The sequence below is a fragment of the Legionella nigrisilvae genome (genome assembly GCF_977063395.2).
On sequence record NZ_CDRUGZ020000041.1, the window covers coordinates 208,292 to 225,578 of the forward strand.

Consider the following 17,287-nt stretch of genomic DNA (forward strand, 5'->3'; position numbering starts at 1 on the left):
TACTTAGCTAATCTTAAAAAGTTGGATCAAAATACAATAACTTACACTAGCCACTCCACGATGCTCTATTCATATCCTTTGGCTAAAAATGTGAGTATCCTTTTGGTTTTAACTCATGGTATTGATGATTTGCATCTTTCATTTTTAAACCTGGGTTCTCCTCAACTACTCCAATGGGGTAACAATGCAAATTAGCGTTCTTCAAATCATTTATCAATAAAGCTAAGTGATGTTCGGGTACGGTAAAACATAATTCATAATCATCACCGCCAGTCAATGCCATTTCAACTGCATTATCCTTCCAATATTTATTAAGCAAGGGATGTATTGGAATTGCATCTTTATTGAGGCATGCACCAACACCACTCGCGACACAGACATGGCTTAAATCCGCACTAAGCCCATCCGAAATATCTATAACTGCAGTTGCATAAGATCGTAAAAACTCAATTAAATCCACTCGAGGTTTAGGGTGGATTAATTTTTTCATTAATTCACCTTTATCTTGCTTTGATAGATGCTGATTTTCAAGAAATTTTACAGCTAAAGCAGCAGCACCCAATTCACCTGAAACGAAGATAATGTCCCCAGGTTTTGCTCCCTTCCGTGATATTGCTTTTCCTTTGGGCGTGGTTCCAAAAACAGTAAGCGTTATCGATAAAGGACCTTGTGTGGTATCGCCACCTATTAAAGTCATATTAAATCGGTTTAAGGAGTCCTTTAGCCCTTGCGTAAATAAATTGAGCCATTGTTCATTGAATTCAGGTAAGGTTAGAGCAAGAGTAATCCAACAAGGGGTTGCCGCCATAGCGGCCATATCGCTCACATTGACCATGACTGACCTGCATGCAATATCATAGGCATTCCATTGAGGGAGAAAATGTACTCCTGACACAAGCGTATCTGTGCTCACAAGTAAATCCATTTCCTGAGAAAGACGCACACAAGCAGCATCATCACCAATACCTAATAATACATCATCACGCTCATAATCTAGTGGTTTAAAAAAATGCTCAATAAGGGTGAACTCATCCATAGTTATGACTGATTTCGACAGAACGTACCTGTTGTGCCAAACTATTTAATACACCGTTAACATAACGATGTCCATCCTGAGATCCAAATTCTTTCGTCAGCGATATTGATTCATCAAGAACGACTTTGTATGGAATCTCAGGACAATGTAATAGTTCAAAAGAACCAATGCGCAATACAGTCAATTCAATTGGATTTAAGCCGGTAATATCTCTGTCAAGAAAAGGAGTAATACTTGCTTCCAAGGTTTCAACATGAGCTGGAACGCCATGTAAAATACGGCAAAAGTATTCTACGTCCACTTTATCCATATTGTTAACGATTCGAAATTGTGCTTCGATTTCATTTAAATCACTTCCAGACATTAACCATTGATAAAGAGCCTGAAGTGCTAATTTTCTGGCTTTTCTTTTACCGCTAATTGACTGCTTTTCCACCTTAACCTCATGAATTCTTAGTAACATCTATAAAACCTCTCTTTTAATTTTATTGAGAGAGCATAAAAATAGCGAATACTGAGTATTAAAAAATTTACCCTTTTTGGAGCCTGAGTGCCCCAAACAAGTAATACTTTTAACTACCCTAGTCTTTATTCATCTGGTCTATTGTTTGTCTGAAGTCACTTACATCTTTAAAGCGCTTATACACCGACGCAAAACGAACGTAAGCTACATGATCCAAACTATATAATTCCTTCATGACCAATTCACCAATAATCTGGGAGTCAATTTCTCGCTCTCCTCGACGGCGAATTTCCTGTGTAATCGCAATAATTGATGCTTCTAAGGCATCAACACTGACGGGCCTTTTTTCCAAAGCGCGCAACATGCCGGAACGTAAATTATCAATATTAAAGGGCTCACGCCTGCCATCACGTTTAACAATTAACGGCATGATTAATTCAGCTGTTTCAAACGTAGTAAACCGTTCGTGACATACAAGACACTCTCGTCTTCTACGCACTTGGGCGCCTTCAGCGACCAAGCGCGAGTCCACTACTTTAGTTTCTTCTGCGTGGCAAAAAGGGCAAAACATAATTATCCATAAACCGGAAACTCACGACACAAAAGCAATATTTGTTCTTTAACTTTTGCTATGGTCGCTTCATTGTTAATATCATCAAGAATATCCGCTATCCAATTAGACAATAGCGTTATTTCTTTTTCTTTAAATCCTCTTGTTGTAACTGCTGGAGTTCCCAAACGTAAGCCACTCGTTACAAAAGGAGAGCGAGGATCATTAGGCACTGTGTTTTTGTTCACGGTAATATTTGCTTTATCTAAAGCTGAATCAGCATCTTTACCGGTAATATTTTTATCAATTAAATCAACTAACATTAAATGATTATCAGTGCCCCCTGAAACAATTTTATAGCCGCGACTCATAAGTACTGAGGCCATAGTCTTAGCATTCACTAATACTTGTTGTTGATAAGTTTTAAATTCAGGCAGCAAGGCCTCAGCAAAGGAAACCGCTTTGGCAGCAATCACGTGCATTAAGGGTCCACCTTGATTGCCAGGGAAAACGGATGAATTTAATTTTTTCTCGATTTCCTCATTTGCACGACATAAAATCATCCCACCTCTTGGTCCTCTGAGTGTTTTATGAGTTGTGGTGGTTACTACATCAGCATAAGGAACAGGTGAGGGATAAAGACCTACAGCAATCAATCCAGCCACATGAGCAATGTCGGCCATTAAGAAAGCCCCGACCTTATCCGCTATAGTTCTGAACCGTGCCCAATCAAGAACGCGAGAGTAAGCTGAAAATCCCGCAATGATTAATTTAGGTTTATGTTCGAGGGCTAAACTCTCTAATACATCATAATCGATTAAACCAGTATTCGCATCCACCCCATAAGGAATTGCTTCATAAAGCTTACCCGAAAAATTGACTTTGGAACCATGCGTTAAATGACCACCATGCGGTAATGCCATACCTAAAACAACATCGCCAGGAGCTAATAGAGCCATCATTACTGCCGCATTAGCCTGGGATCCAGAATGAGGTTGAACATTAACATAATCCGCTGAAAAAAGTTTTTTAGCGCGGGCTATTGCTAGCTCTTCAGCCACATCGACATACTCACATCCGCCATAATAACGTTTGCCCGGATATCCCTCAGCATATTTATTAGTTAACACAGAACCTTGAGCCTCCAGTACTCGGGGACTCACATAGTTTTCCGACGCAATAAGCTCTACATGCTCTTCTTGTCGGCGTTGCTCATCAACAATAGCCTGGAATAATTCATCATCAAAATGTTTTATAGTATAGCTTCGGTCAAACATGAGTAATCCTTGGGAAAATGGTTAAGGTCTAACGATGATGTCATTACGTACCTTTCTAACACCATCCACGCTCGCAGCAATAATCCCTGCTCTTTGCTTCAATCTTGGAGTAGCAACAAAACCACTGAGCTGCACTTCATCTTTAAAGGTTTTAACTTGCACGGCTAAACCCGTACGTCCTAAATGATTTACTAATGTTGCTTTCACTTTAGTAGTGGTAGTCGAACTATCCAAAAACTCTCCCGTACTCTCACTTCCAGGAGAAGCAACACATGCTATGATAAGTATAGATAAAAGTCCTACAAACAGTATTTTAAGTAAGTTACGCATCCTCAAAACCCCTAAAGGAAAAACCTCCTAAGACTACCACAAAATTTACCGGGATACGAATCGTGAATATAAATTGGAAATCATGCTGTAATTTTGATTTAAAAAAACGCATTTCCTGGGCTGGGACCAAGCATACCCAGGTTGCGCAAACATAGATTCCCTTCCTAAAATTGTTCCATTATTCAGTAACTACAACCTTGGATCCCGATTCTGATGGGTGATGTTTCACCACCTGATTTTTCTTCTCATGTCCATGAACAGTGCTCTTATTTGAATTGTTCACAACAACTTGTTTTGGATTCGGAATTTGTTTGTGAGCTTGTTGGTGATGGCCGTGCACTTTATTCTGACTCGGTGTGGCATTTATTTTTTGACCGCGATGGTAAGGAAGACGAGGCCGGTAGTCCTGTGGATGCTCATCGAAACCATAGATTTCAGCCCGGGGAGGAACGGTGTGATAATAACCCGCATCATAATATTCAGGCTGGGTCATTTCACACGAAGTCAAAAAAGGTACTAACAAAAGGCAAGGGATTAAACGCTTCATGAACAACTCCTGAAACACAAATAAAAAAGGGAAGGTGCATTGCATGCAACTTCCCTATCGTCAAATAAGCTAGCTTATTTTAGAAATACTTATTTTTTTGCTGTAATCTCAACTTTATCGCCTTTAATACCTTTGTTCAGGTAATTAACGATACGTACAGTGCTATTTACATTAGTCCAACCGGAGTAAATAGTACCATAAGGAGATTGGATCAACAGGTTCATACCAGAATGGCAGTAACCGTAGTAGTACAAGCTAATGTAATGAGGTGCATCATAGTAAAATATGGTGAATGGATCTAAAGGAGCACCATCATCAAAAGAACCGTAGACGCGAACATTATCAACACTGTTATTGATGATTTCAATTTCACAATAACCTGGATACATCATTGATTTACCAGCAGGTTTATTTTTGTCAGCTTCAGTAGCTTTAGGGTGCAAATGTGCGTTTGCAGCCAAAGCTTGACCGATCAAGCTAAAACAAAGAGCAAATAACAAGGACTTCAACTTCATGGTTTCTCCTTCGTTTAATGAAAGCAGCATAGTAGCAAAGTGTTGTATTTAGTCAATAGGATATTTTTATAACCATGAAATAAATAAAATTGAAACTTATAAGCACAATATAGGGTAATAATATTCATCTTTCATGGTATAGTTGGCGGGTTTCAAAATTATCGTTTTTTTTAAGCATTTAGGGGAGTATTAATGAAAAAGCGAATGATCATAATGGGAGTCGCCTTAGTGATTGTTTTCGGTGGGATCATTGCTTTTAACCTGATCAAATCAATTTTGATTAAGCGTTTTTTTGCAAGCTACCAACCACCTGCTGTTTCTGTCGCCTCAGCTGTTGCCAAGTCAGTAAACTGGCAGCCAACCATTAATGCCGTAGGCAATTTTGTTGCATTTAACGGAGTCGATGTAAGCGCCCAAGCTTCAGGAAATGTGGTAAAAATTGATTTTGAATCAGGACAATATGTTGATAAAGATGCCCCCTTAATTACTATTGATGATAGTGTGGATCAAGCGTTATTAAAATTTAATCAAGCAGAATTAACCCTGAAAACGCTCAGTTATAAACGTCAATATGACTTGTTCAAACGTGGTGCAGCTCCTATTTCCAGTGTTGATGAAGCTAAAGCAAATCTCGATCAAGCCCAAGCAAAACTTGATCAAACGCAAGCACAGATTAAGCAAAAGCACATTACCGCACCCTTTGCGGGTAAATTAGGTATACGACAAGTAAACCTAGGCCAATTTATCAGCCCGGGACAAACTACAATTGTTTCCTTACAATCACTTGACCCCTTGTATTTGGAGTTTTATCTCCCCGAACAAATGTATAAACGTATTCAACCTAACCAAACTATTACGTTTTCCGTAGAAGGATTTCCTAATGCTCTTTTTGAGGCCAAAGTTACTGCAATAAACTCTAAAGTGGATCTCAACACACACAATATGTTAGTACAAGGTACCCTTGCTAATTGCCCTACCGCAGCAGTTAAAGATCCTGAACACTCTCCTTTAGTCGAAACCCGAAAAGAATCCATGGGCAATAAACGAATTGTTACGTGCAATTCTGATCTAAATAGCAAAAATAAAATTCATAGTTTTACCTTTGTGCCGGGTATGTTTGCTTCAATTGAAATAAGCCAACCGCCTGAGCCTAATACCGTGATTGTTCCTTCAACCGCTATATCATACAGTCTCTACGGTAACGCAGTGTACATCATTGAAAAAAATGCAGAAGGAAAGAAAAATGCAGATGGTTCTGACCTACTCACGGTCAAACGTGTTTTTGTTTCAACCGGAGAACAACGAGGAAATTATACGGTAATCAAAAAAGGAGTTAAGCCAGGACAATTGGTCGTAAGCGCCGGAGAAATAAAATTACAAAATGGCACGCCTGTTGTAATCAATAATGATGTCAAACTAAATGAAATCAGTAATCCGGATATATTGGGACAATAAATTAATTGAATCATAGTAACCTGGGTCAAATAAACCCAGGTTAATTTTAATATAGGCATATCATACCTATTACAAAAATTTTAATCAGGAACACGTTATGAAGTTTACCGATCTTTTTATCAAACGGCCCGTACTTGCCATGGTAATTAGTTTGCTCATTCTGCTTTTTGGTATCAACTCAATCTATAAGATGCAAATTCGTCAGTACCCCCGCATGGACAATACAGTTATTACCATTATGACAGGATATCCTGGTGCAGATGCAGATCTTATTGCCGGATTCATTACTTCACCTTTAGAAAAAGCTGTAGCCAGTGCAGAGGGAATTGACTATATGACCTCTTCCAGTACTCAAGGGTTAAGTACCATCACTCTCAATATTAAATTAAACTTTGATCCGCAAGTGGCTTTTACTGATGTGATGAGTAAAGTCCAACAAACATTAAACCAATTGCCCAAAGAATCTCAACAACCTGTTATATTGAAAACTTCCGATAGTTCAACAGCACTGATGTATATCAGCTTAGACAGTACGGAAATGACACCCCAGCAAATTACTGATTACGCCACTCGTGTTGTCCAACCCCAATTGCAAACAGTAGATGGTGTAGCTAAAGCAGAGATTTTGGGCGGTGCCACCTACTCCATGCGAATATTTCTTGATCCCGTTAAAATGGCTGCATTAGGGGTTTCTCCCTCAGATGTCTCTATGGTACTTGCCAAAAATAATTTTCTAACTGCAGCAGGAAATACAAAAGGTGAATACGTTGCGATCAGCATTACTGCAAAAACTGATCTTAATGACACAGCTCAATTTAGTAATTTGATTGTTAAAAGTGATAAAGGATCCATAGTTCGCTTACGTGATGTTGGCACCATTGAATTAGGTTCACAGGATTATGACACCTCAGTAACATTCAATGGCAAAAAAGCAGTATTCATATCTATAACTCCCACTCCAACTGCGAACCCCCTGACCGTAATCAGTGATGTGAGAAAAATACTTCCTTCGGTTATCAGAGAATTTCCGCCCTCCTTAACAGGAACAATAGTTTATGATGCAACTGCATTTATTCGAGCCTCCTTGGATGAAGTAACCCATACCATTATTGAAGCAGGTTTGATTGTTATCGTAGTGATTTTTTTATTCTTAGGTTCCATCCGTTCGGTACTGATTCCTGTGGTAACCATTCCACTTTCATTAATAGGTGTATGTACCTTGATGCTTATTTTAGGATACAGTATCAATTTGCTGACCTTACTCGCTTTTGTACTCGCCATTGGTTTGGTAGTGGATGATGCCATTGTGGTCGTAGAAAACGTCCATCGACATATCGAAGAAGGAAAAACTCCTTTTGACGCTGCCTTGATTGGGGCTCGAGAAATTGCCACTCCAGTTATTGCAATGACTATCACCTTGGCAGCGGTTTATGCACCTATCGGTTTCATGGGGGGGTTAACAGGTGCTTTATTCAAAGAATTCGCCTTTACTTTAGCGAGTGCAGTAATCATTTCCGGAGTTATCGCCTTAACTCTTTCTCCCATGATGTGTTCAAGGGTTTTGTCTAAAGACATTAGTAGTGGCAAATTTGTTAATTTTCTTGATACTTTTTTCAATAAACTAAAAGTAAGATATCAAAATGCATTACACAGTTTGCTGTACACTCGGGTAATTATGTTGTTTTTTGCGGCAATTGTTATACTTATGCTGCCTTATCTCTATACCCATACTTCCGCTGAAACAGCCCCAGATGAAGACCAGGGCTTCTTCTTTGTCATGGCCATGATCCCTCAATACGCGACACTTAATTATATAGAAGCCTTCACCAAACCATTTGATGATATTTATAAAAGTTTCCCTGAAACAGAAAATTATTTTACCGTGAACAACAGCAGTCAAACCATCTCAGGAATGGTATTGAAACCATGGAATCAACGTAGTAAAAGCCAGTTTGCTTTAAAACAACCATTGCAAGATAAATTATCACAGATTGCAGGCTTAAATGCTTTTGCAATTGTCCCTCCCCCCCTTCCAGGCGGCGGAGGAGGTACGCCAGTGCAATTCGTTATTAAAACAACAAATGACTTTCAGAGCTTGTTAGATGTCTCCGATAAGCTTACCGAAAAAGCCAAAAAAAGTGGCTTATTTATTTACATCGATAATTCACTGAAATTCAATAAGCCGCAAATTCTATTGGATATTAATCGCTCTAAGGCTTCAGAAATGGGATTAGATATGCAGGCTGTAGGAAGCAGCTTAACCAGTGCTTTTTCAGGCAGTTATGTGAATTATTTTAATTTAGAAGGCCGCAGTTATCAGGTAATACCCCAATTAAACCGCTCGTTTCGTATGACTCCTGAGCAATTGGGGCAAATATATGTGAAAACCATAAACGGTACCATGGTACCCCTTTCAACGGTAGTCACTGCCAAAGAACAAACTGCACCTAATGCAGCAACACATTTCCAACAAATGAATTCCGCGACCATTCAAGCAGTAATGATGCCTGGAAAAACCTTAGGCGAAGGCCTCGCATTTTTACAAGATGCGGCCAATGATACTTTACCTAAAGGCTTTTCTTTTGATTATGGTGGTGAATCAAGACAATTTATTCAAGAAGGAAGCGCTTTACTTTTTGCATTCGTTTTTGCAATCATCATTATCTTTTTGGTACTTTCAGCTCAATATGAAAGTTTTCGTGATCCGCTCATTGTTTTAATCAGCGTACCCATGTCGATCTGCGGAGCTTTAATTCCCTTGAATTTGGGTCAGGCAAGTCTCAATATTTACACTCAGGTTGGTTTGATTACTCTAATCGGATTGATCTCCAAACATGGAATTTTGATCGTTGATTTTGCGAACCATTTACAGCGCGAAAAAAATCTGGATAAACGAGCAGCAGTGGAAGAGGCTGCGGGAATTAGGTTAAGACCTATTCTCATGACTACTGCTGCTATGGTATTTGGGGTATTACCTCTCTTGTTTGCTAGTGGTGCCGGAGCAGTAAGCCGTTTTGATATAGGGCTGGTTATCGCTACAGGTCTGTTAATCGGAACGGGGTTCACCCTGTTTGTAGTCCCTACCCTATATACTTACATCGCGGAAGATCATCGCTCCAAGAAATCTGAACCCCAGTTTGATGAAGCAAAAATTCCAGATGTTCAATTGCCCTCTCATAATCATCAACATCCCTAACAAAGTCTAGCCTGGGTGATGCGCAGTGAACCAAGGAGTTCGATCTAATTGATCCCGGGTTTCGCTGCGCTTCAACTAAGCTCCAAACTTACACTTATAAATTTCCAATCGAAAATTATTGCTCACCGTATTAACTCAACTTATGGTTGATTTTGTGATAACATTTCGTCTTTTTATCAGTACAGGTTTAATCATGGATAAAATCTATTCCCCTGAAGCAATTGAAAAAGCATGCTATACAAATTGGGAAACTCATCACTATTTCCAACCTCATGGTGATGGTAAAAAATATTGTATCATGCTTCCTCCTCCCAATGTCACAGGCAGTCTGCATATGGGGCATGGTTTTCAGCATACGATTATGGATGCATTAACCCGCTATCATCGGATGTTAGGCCATAAGACTTTATGGCAACCTGGTACTGACCATGCGGGTATTTCTACCCAACTCGTTGTTGAGCGTCAACTTGAGGCCGCTGGAACCTCTAGAAAAGATCTTACCCGCGAACAGTTTTTAGAACGCGTTTGGCAATGGAAGAATGAATCTGGAAATACTATCACCCAGCAAATGCGACGTTTGGGTGCTTCAGTAGACTGGAGTCGTGAACGATTTACTATGGATGAAGGATTATCCGCCGCAGTACAAAAAGTATTCGTACAACTTTATGATGAAGGTTTAATTTATCGTGGAACCCGTTTAGTGAATTGGGATCCTAAATTAGGTACAGCAGTATCTGATCTCGAAGTGCTTTCCGAAGAAGAAGATGGTTTTCTCTGGCACATCCGCTACCCAGTCGTAAACTCAACTGAATCTCTTATTGTTGCTACCACCCGACCTGAAACGATGTTAGGGGATACTGCAGTTGCGATACACCCCGAAGACTCGCGTTTTAAACATCTTATTGGACAAGAGGTACATCTTCCACTTTGTGATCGAACCATTCCAATTATCGCGGATGAATATGTCGATAAGGAATTTGGCAGTGGCTGCGTTAAAATTACCCCAGCTCATGACTTTAATGATCATGAAGTTGGTAAACGTCATCAACTCCCCGTTATTAGCATCTTAACTAAAAAAGCATCTATTAATAAAAATGCCCCTTTGAAATATCAAGGCATGGATCGGTTTGTGGCTCGAGAACAAATCATTAAAGATCTGGATGCCGAGGGTTTATTAGTTAAAACAGAACCCCATAAATTAAAAGTACCTCGTGGTGAAAAATCAAATGTCATTATAGAACCCCTACTAACTGATCAATGGTACGTCAAAACTCAACCTCTCGCTGAGCCCGCAATTGCTGCAGTGAAAAATGGCGAAATTCGCTTTGTTCCAGAAAACTGGAACAAAACCTATTTTCAATGGATGGATAATATTGAGGATTGGTGTATTAGCCGCCAATTATGGTGGGGACACCGAATACCCGCCTGGTATGACAGTAATGGCAATGTCTACGTAGGATACAGCGAAAATGATGTTCGCTTTAAATATAAAATTAAAGACTCAACTGTGTTGAAGCAAGATGAAGACGTTTTAGATACTTGGTTTTCATCGGCACTTTGGCCCTTTTCGACTTTGGGTTGGCCTGAACGTACTCCCGAATTAGAACAGTTCTACCCTACCTCAGTTCTGGTTACTGGTTTTGATATTATTTTTTTCTGGGTAGCTCGGATGATTATGATGGGGCTAAAATTTACCGGCAAGATTCCTTTCAAAGAGGTTTTTATTACCGGCTTAATTCGAGACAGTGAAGGACATAAAATGTCTAAATCAAAAGGGAATGTGCTTGATCCCCTAGACATTGTTGATGGAATTGATCTGGATTCGCTTATTGCAAAACGAACCTCTAATTTAATGCTGCAATCTGTTCGGGACAACATCATAAAAAACACCCGTAAAGAATTCCCTGAAGGAATTAGCTCCTATGGAACAGATGCTCTTCGTTTTACTTATTGCTCTCTGGCATCCACCGGCCGAAACGTACGCTTTGATATAGGCCGAGTTGAGGGTTATCGTAATTTTTGTAACAAATTATGGAATGCCGCACGGTATGTATTGCTCAATACTGCTGAAGAACAAATAGATTTCGATGACGGAGCATTTCAATATACCCCAGCAGACCAGTGGATTTTATCACGATTGCAACACACCATCAGTAAAGTACATCATTATTTCGAAACCTATCGATTTGACTTGTTATCCAACACAATGTACGAATTTGTCTGGCATGAATACTGTGACTGGTATCTTGAATTATCTAAACCTATCCTACAAGATGAGCACGCATTGAGTGCTTTGAAACGTGGTACTCGTAAGACTTTAATTCATGTACTCGATCAGATTCTCAAAATGTTGCATCCTCTAATGCCATTCATTACAGAAGAAATCTGGCAACGTACTACAAAGTTAACCATTGATAACGGCTCAAGCATTATGATCAGTGCTTATCCTCAAGTAAACCCTGAATTCATTAATGATACCATTGAAGAGGAATTAGAATGGTTAAAAGCAGCCATTCAAGCGATACGCACCATCCGGAGTGAAATGTCCATTTCGCCGGCTAAGCTTATTCCGCTTTATATTCGGAATATTACACCCATACTTAAAGACAGAGTGGAAAAATATCAACATACCTTAAAGGCATTGAGTAAATTAAGCCAGATCCATTATTTGGAGGCAGATGAAAAAATTCCCGTTTCAGCTACTGCTGTGCTTGGAGAAATTGAATTACTCATCCCCATGGCTGATTTAATTGATAAAGAAGCGGAACTAACTCGTTTATCCAGAGAGTTGGCCAAATTAGAGAAGGATATCAATCTTGCTGAAGGTAAATTAAATAATCCTAAATTTACGGATAAAGCACCTGCGGAAATTATTGCTAAAGAACGTGAAAAATTAACGCAAGCACAACAAACCAAAGAAAAGCTCCTGCAACATAAAATCAGAGTTGAGTCATTGTAATAAACTGCAGCGTTTTTAATGGGGTGCAGATCCAAGGATCGAAACCCCAGGTTTCGTTCCACTGCCCCCCACGCCCAAAAATTAGGAAATTGAATTGTCTCCTTTTCCAACCACTCTATGGTTAATCCACCAAGCAAGAAATAAGGTAGATAAAACTCCCAAATAAACGCCTATATTGTTCCAACTGGGCCCTACCAATTGCAAAGCATCAGGGCTTTGAAAAATGGAAAAGGGAATTGCAAGCAGGACGTCCATAATAGCAGAGCCCGCGACTAAACCACAGGCAATGAGCGTTCCTTTTTGTTTACGAATCATCGCTTCTTCTTTTACAGGCATTGAACGCTGTAAACGCTTTTTAACAAACAATGCAATCATTCCCCCAATAAACAATGGAAAGGATGAAGAAAGTGGCAAATACATCCCTATAGCAACGCCTAAAATGGATAAATTTAAATAGCGGCGCAACTGAAAAAAATGATTAAGAAATATAATAATCAAAATAATTGCCGAGCCAATAAACATCATGGTCCATGGTAGTGAATTTCTGAAAACAGCTTCTGTAATGGCTGCCATCAAAGCCGCCGTAGGCGCAGGCAACGATTGATTAATATCCATCCCTGCGTGAGGCATGACCCCTGCAATCCCATATACATTAAATAATAATTGCATCACTGGTGGGATAACCAAAGAAGAAATCACCACGCCCAACAACAGCATCAATTGTTGTTTCCATGGAGTTGCACCAACCAACTGCCCCACTTTAAGATCTTGGGTATTATCGTTGGCAATTGCCGCGATACCAGTTACTACTGCGCCTATCATAATTGTAATTGCCTCGGCAGCCTTAATTTGTTCGGGCTTTAGAGGTAAGGGTAATAAATGATCCACCGCGACCAATAATAACCAAGCAGCAAAAAGCATTCCCGAAATAACGACAGAGCTTCCCGGGCTTGCTGTGACACCAACCATACCAGAAAAATAGGCGGTAATAACTGAAAAAATAAATCCGATAATCAAAACGTAAAGAACGGCAATGAAAATTAGGGTTGGAGAGTATTCGTTATCCAATCCTACTGAATGTAAAGGGAGAACCAGCTGGAAAAAGAGAAAAAGAATTGCAGCTAATGCACCTATAGCTATTAAAATATAATGTAATGGAATGTCTTTATCCGTACGTGGCACCTGCGCCGCAATACCTTTATACGTATATGTTTTCAGGGAAGTCTGAATACTTCTAGAAAGGGGTTTAACTAATTTTAAAAAAGTCCACATCCCAGCAAACAACATTGCACCTATTCCCAGATAACGCATTTCGCTATTCCATAACAGGGATGCGGCTTGTTCCGCAGGATGCTGATTTAGAAATTCTGGATAAAATTGACTGACAATAGGTAATGCAATGAGCCAGGAAATCACTGCGCCTAAAAAGATACTGATTGCCATATCATGACCAACCAGATAACCAGCACCTATCATTGTTGCAGAAAAACCTGCGCCTAAACCAAATAGTGAACGTTTTACTACAAACCAATAATTCCAACTGTTAGCAATGACTTTAAATCCAGTTTGGAGTAACTCAATAATCGCGCCTATCCCCCCACCGATTAATATATCTATTAGGCCAGTTTTTTCTGCGGATGATTTTAAAACTTCGGCAATTGCCCGGCCTTCCGGAAATTTCAATGAAGGATCATGGACTAAAATACGTCGTAAGGGAATAGAGAATAATACACCTAGAATTCCACCGCATACTGCAATGAAAAAATTGGTCATGTAATCAAAATGATTCCAAAAACCAATAATTATTAACGCGGGAATGGTGTAAACAATCCCACCTGCAACAGCCTCACCTGCCGAAGCCGCAGTTTGCACTGCGTTATTTTCTAGAATGGTAGAGTTTTTAAAAAAACGTAAGACCCCCATAGAAATAATTGCAGCGGGTATTGATGCTGAAGTTAAAATTCCAAGTTTTAAGGCAAGATACGCATTGGACATCGCCAACAATACAGTGAGTATGATCGCGAGAAACACCACTCGGATAGTAAGTTCAGCAACCTTTTTATCGGCAGCTATAAAAGGAGTATCAGCCATTAATGACCCCAAACACTATGCTTTACTTCAGGCATTAGCAAAGAAGAAATCTGGGATAAAGGTATGTTTACTGTTTGCGGACCATAAACATAGGCTGCTACCTGATATGTATCAAAGATAATATCTATGCCATTTTTTGAAAAAGACCAAATCTTATAATTTTTGTCTATAGGCTTAGTGCCTTCTTCGAGCCATTTTTTGTCTGAAATATTTTTCTCAGCAATTTTTTTACTGCAGAAACTTGCTATAGGTTTTAAATAATCTGTCTCAGGTCGAAATAAGTCCGCTAACTGAACTTGGCTACCATGGATAAAATTCAACACTGCTACAGTGTTTGAAGGATGTGCAGCTCCTCGATGATTAATTGAAATATTAAAAGCAACGCTCAAGGCTTCCTTTGTTTTGTAAGGCAAAGAGTAGGTGACATTTAAACCGGATTTTCCGGGTGCGTCTAAAGGCACATCGGCATCAGCTGAAAGTTCTTTAAAAAAACTCGTTTTGGTTTTATCGATGAAGTCTTGTACCACTGCATTAATCCGTGGATCGGTAAATCCCTGAGGATATTTAACATCAATAATATATGCGGGAGTTTCTTTTTTAATTGATATCGGATTTACTGCCCAAACAGTAAACGAGCTTACAATAATACCTAAAGAAATAATGGTTTTTAGTGGTTTTAACATAAAGTATTCCTAGTAATTATCTGGTGTAGAAACCCATTCCCCTGCAATCATCATATGATGGGATAAAGGATAGGCAAAGTAATAACATAAAGCCGCACTGTCATTAACAGACCACAATAACAAGTCAGCTTTCATGCCCGCAGCAATTGTTCCAAGTTCCTTTTGCAATCCTAATGCTCTTGCCGCTTGACTGGTAACCGCTGCTAAAGCCTCAGGAACCGTTAATGAAAAGAATTGACAGGCCATACTCATCATTAAACGTAATGAAGTAGTTGGTGAAGAGCCTGGATTACAATCGGTGGCAACAGCCATACCAACCCCTGCTCGTCTCAGAAGTTCTACTGGAGGTTTTTGTTTTTCGCGCAAAAAGTAATAAGCGCCAGGAAGTAAAACAGCAACCGTGTTGGCTTCTGCCATAGCAGATGCCCCTTGCTCATTGAGAAATTCCAAATGATCACAAGACAAAGCACCAAATTCTGCTGCAAGCTCGCTTGCCCCGAGGTTGGATAATTGCTCAGCATGACATTTTAAAGGGAGATTTAAATCACGTGCAGCTGTAAAAACTTGTTCTGTTTGCTTCAGAGAAAATGCAATGGACTCACAAAATACATCCACTGCATCTACCAAATTCTCTTCACACAATGCAGGCAGCATTTCATGGCAAAGAACATCAATATACGCTTGGCTGTTTCCTTGAAACTCAGGACCTATTGCATGCGCTCCAAGAAAGGTTTTTCTAACTCTTAAGCCCGTTAGATCTCCTAAACGTTTAGCTACTCGCAGCATTTTCAACTCATTTGCCAGATCAAGGCCATAACCTGACTTTATCTCAACTGTAGTCACTCCATCAGCGCGTAAAGCAAGAATTCTGGGCAGAGATTGTTGGAGCAATTCCTCTTCAGAGGCTTCTCGAGTGTGGCGTACTGTAGATAAAATCCCTCCTCCCGCCTTAGCAATTTCAGCATAACTCACTCCTGCCAGTTTCATTTGAAACTCAGCATACCTATTTCCTGCATAAACCAAATGAGTATGACAATCAATAAGCCCTGGGGTAAGCAATTTCCCCTGACATTCTTCTTTGTGTTGCGCTTCGTAAAATTGTTTTGGCAATTGGGCTTGCAACCCACACCAGACAATAAGACCGTCTTTAATCGCAATAGCTTGCTGGGTTAATTGATTTCCCTGAGCATCAATGGTCGTTGCATTTAATAATAATTTGTCGCAGGCAGCCATTAATGATCCCAATGTTGAACTTGATGAGGAGGTTTAAGCCATGCTTTATGATGCTTAGTATCATAAATATCCCATTCTTTAGAGACATAAGTTTTTTTGTCTACATCCAACAAAAGCCAAGTCAAAAATTCGGCAACGGTATCTGGGGAAATCAGTCGATTTTCATCTTTTAAGCGTTGATAAAAATTAATTCGCTCATAATCAGGATTTTCTTCGCTTCGCGCAATAACTTGCATTTTTGTATCAATTATTCCTGGCATCACACTGGCGAATGCGATTGAATCACATTCCAGTTGCCAACACTTTGTTAGCATCGATAAAGCGGCTTTAGACACGCAATATGCAGCCCAGCCTCTTATCGCGAAATAAGCAGCTCCGGAACCAATATTCAAAACTCGGCCATGAGTCAATTTATCGTAAATCATTTGTGGAAGAAAAAGAGCGGCATTCAAGTTGGTATTTAAAGCTTGATTCCAGTCTTCAGAATGAATTTCCTTGATAGGTACCAAGGGATTTAAGGTTCCTGCATTGTTAACAAGCGCATTAATTTGCTCAATATCCTGTAAACGTTTTTTTATTGACTCAAGACCTTCACGTGTGGATACATCAGCGCATATATATTGGATGTTTTGAGAAAAGGCTGCTGTTTCTTGCAATGCCTTCTCTCTTCTACCTACAACTAAGATTGATTGTTCTCGTTTTGCCAAAGAAAAGGCTAATGATCTTCCTATCCCACTTCCTCCACCGGTAATAACAATCACAATATCCTCTTACACTTTTTTATTTTACATGCGAGAAATAATACCAGACATTGAATAAAGTTGGCATAATTTTATGCGCATGATTGAGTTATCAATAAAAATGAAAGAAGAATCTAAATTTTTAGAAGGAATTTAATGGAACTTCGTTTAACGATATTTCAAGATGTTCATTTATCTTTATAAATAATTTG

14 protein-coding genes are annotated in these 17,287 nt (G+C 39.4%); 3 read left to right on the forward strand and 11 right to left on the reverse strand.

Annotated features, from left to right (window positions below; translation table 11 throughout):
* Positions 1–82: 82 nt before the first annotated feature.
* From thiL to ACWTE2_RS26995, 7 genes are all read right to left on the reverse strand, one after another.
* Positions 83–1,036 carry a thiamine-phosphate kinase gene (gene thiL, locus ACWTE2_RS26965; protein ID WP_454785185.1) on the reverse strand — a complete coding sequence of 318 codons (954 nt, stop codon included), beginning with the start codon at positions 1,034–1,036 and terminating at the stop codon, positions 83–85.
* A complete protein-coding gene (gene nusB, locus ACWTE2_RS26970; protein ID WP_182393611.1) occupies positions 1,029–1,472 on the reverse strand; it encodes a transcription antitermination factor NusB in 444 nt (147 codons plus the stop codon). Before nusB ends, thiL begins: the two co-directional genes overlap by 8 nt.
* A gap of 145 nt (positions 1,473–1,617) precedes the next feature.
* Positions 1,618–2,070, reverse strand: coding sequence for a transcriptional regulator NrdR (gene nrdR, locus ACWTE2_RS26975; protein WP_058468406.1), 453 nt, complete (start codon positions 2,068–2,070; stop codon positions 1,618–1,620).
* A gap of 2 nt (positions 2,071–2,072) precedes the next feature.
* Positions 2,073–3,326, reverse strand: a complete 1,254-nt coding sequence (glyA, locus tag ACWTE2_RS26980; RefSeq protein WP_454785186.1) for a serine hydroxymethyltransferase — start codon at positions 3,324–3,326, stop codon at positions 2,073–2,075.
* Between the two features lie 21 nt (positions 3,327–3,347).
* A complete protein-coding gene (locus tag ACWTE2_RS26985; RefSeq protein ID WP_182392928.1) occupies positions 3,348–3,656 on the reverse strand; it encodes a BON domain-containing protein in 309 nt (102 codons plus the stop codon).
* Positions 3,657–3,834: 178 nt separating this feature from the next.
* A complete protein-coding gene (locus tag ACWTE2_RS26990) occupies positions 3,835–4,203 on the reverse strand; it encodes a hypothetical protein (RefSeq protein WP_454785187.1) in 369 nt (122 codons plus the stop codon).
* Positions 4,204–4,292: 89 nt separating this feature from the next.
* Complete coding sequence (locus ACWTE2_RS26995) at positions 4,293–4,718, reverse strand: hypothetical protein (RefSeq protein ID WP_182392927.1); 426 nt, start codon at positions 4,716–4,718, stop codon at positions 4,293–4,295.
* A gap of 192 nt (positions 4,719–4,910) precedes the next feature.
* On the opposite strand from ACWTE2_RS26995, the gene ACWTE2_RS27000 reads away from it, so the two are divergent.
* The 3 genes from ACWTE2_RS27000 (at position 4,911) to ACWTE2_RS27010 (ending at position 12,328) form a co-directional block, all read left to right on the forward strand.
* Positions 4,911–6,173 (forward strand): efflux RND transporter periplasmic adaptor subunit, encoded by a 1,263-nt coding sequence (locus ACWTE2_RS27000; protein WP_454785188.1) that lies wholly within the window; start codon positions 4,911–4,913, stop codon positions 6,171–6,173.
* A gap of 97 nt (positions 6,174–6,270) precedes the next feature.
* On the forward strand, positions 6,271–9,369 hold the full coding sequence (locus ACWTE2_RS27005) for an efflux RND transporter permease subunit (protein WP_454785189.1): 3,099 nt from the start codon (positions 6,271–6,273) through the stop codon (positions 9,367–9,369).
* Between the two features lie 193 nt (positions 9,370–9,562).
* Entirely contained in the window at positions 9,563–12,328 is a 2,766-nt protein-coding gene (locus tag ACWTE2_RS27010; protein ID WP_454785190.1) for a valine--tRNA ligase, read from the forward strand.
* A gap of 81 nt (positions 12,329–12,409) precedes the next feature.
* On the opposite strand, the gene ACWTE2_RS27015 is transcribed toward ACWTE2_RS27010, so the two are convergent.
* From ACWTE2_RS27015 to ACWTE2_RS27030, 4 genes are read right to left on the reverse strand one after another with little or no spacing between them, the layout of a single operon-like run.
* A complete protein-coding gene (locus tag ACWTE2_RS27015) occupies positions 12,410–14,419 on the reverse strand; it encodes an OPT family oligopeptide transporter (RefSeq protein ID WP_454785191.1) in 2,010 nt (669 codons plus the stop codon).
* Positions 14,419–15,102 carry a DUF3298 and DUF4163 domain-containing protein gene (locus tag ACWTE2_RS27020; RefSeq protein WP_454785192.1) on the reverse strand — a complete coding sequence of 228 codons (684 nt, stop codon included), beginning with the start codon at positions 15,100–15,102 and terminating at the stop codon, positions 14,419–14,421. The genes ACWTE2_RS27015 and ACWTE2_RS27020 overlap by 1 nt, the downstream gene beginning before the upstream one ends.
* A 9-nt stretch (positions 15,103–15,111) precedes the next feature.
* Positions 15,112–16,335, reverse strand: a complete 1,224-nt coding sequence (gene hutI / locus ACWTE2_RS27025; protein WP_454785193.1) for an imidazolonepropionase — start codon at positions 16,333–16,335, stop codon at positions 15,112–15,114.
* Positions 16,335–17,096 (reverse strand): SDR family NAD(P)-dependent oxidoreductase, encoded by a 762-nt coding sequence (locus tag ACWTE2_RS27030; RefSeq protein WP_454785194.1) that lies wholly within the window; start codon positions 17,094–17,096, stop codon positions 16,335–16,337. The genes hutI and ACWTE2_RS27030 overlap by 1 nt, the downstream gene beginning before the upstream one ends.
* Positions 17,097–17,287: the final 191 nt, after the last annotated feature.

Excerpts from the sequence above, each read along its gene's own strand:
- thiL (WP_454785185.1), bottom strand. The coding sequence starts at position 1,036 with ATGGATGAGTTCACCCTTATTGAGCATTTTTTTAAACCACTAGATTAT.
- nrdR (WP_058468406.1), bottom strand. The coding sequence starts at position 2,070 with ATGTTTTGCCCTTTTTGCCACGCAGAAGAAACTAAAGTAGTGGACTCG.
- glyA (WP_454785186.1), bottom strand. The coding sequence starts at position 3,326 with ATGTTTGACCGAAGCTATACTATAAAACATTTTGATGATGAATTATTC.
- ACWTE2_RS26985 (WP_182392928.1), bottom strand. The coding sequence starts at position 3,656 with ATGCGTAACTTACTTAAAATACTGTTTGTAGGACTTTTATCTATACTT.
- ACWTE2_RS26990 (WP_454785187.1), bottom strand. The coding sequence starts at position 4,203 with ATGAAGCGTTTAATCCCTTGCCTTTTGTTAGTACCTTTTTTGACTTCG.
- ACWTE2_RS26995 (WP_182392927.1), bottom strand. The coding sequence starts at position 4,718 with ATGAAGTTGAAGTCCTTGTTATTTGCTCTTTGTTTTAGCTTGATCGGT.
- ACWTE2_RS27000 (WP_454785188.1), top strand. The coding sequence starts at position 4,911 with ATGAAAAAGCGAATGATCATAATGGGAGTCGCCTTAGTGATTGTTTTC.
- ACWTE2_RS27005 (WP_454785189.1), top strand. The coding sequence starts at position 6,271 with ATGAAGTTTACCGATCTTTTTATCAAACGGCCCGTACTTGCCATGGTA.
- ACWTE2_RS27010 (WP_454785190.1), top strand. The coding sequence starts at position 9,563 with ATGGATAAAATCTATTCCCCTGAAGCAATTGAAAAAGCATGCTATACA.
- ACWTE2_RS27015 (WP_454785191.1), bottom strand. The coding sequence starts at position 14,419 with ATGGCTGATACTCCTTTTATAGCTGCCGATAAAAAGGTTGCTGAACTT.
- ACWTE2_RS27020 (WP_454785192.1), bottom strand. The coding sequence starts at position 15,102 with ATGTTAAAACCACTAAAAACCATTATTTCTTTAGGTATTATTGTAAGC.
- hutI (WP_454785193.1), bottom strand. The coding sequence starts at position 16,335 with ATGGCTGCCTGCGACAAATTATTATTAAATGCAACGACCATTGATGCT.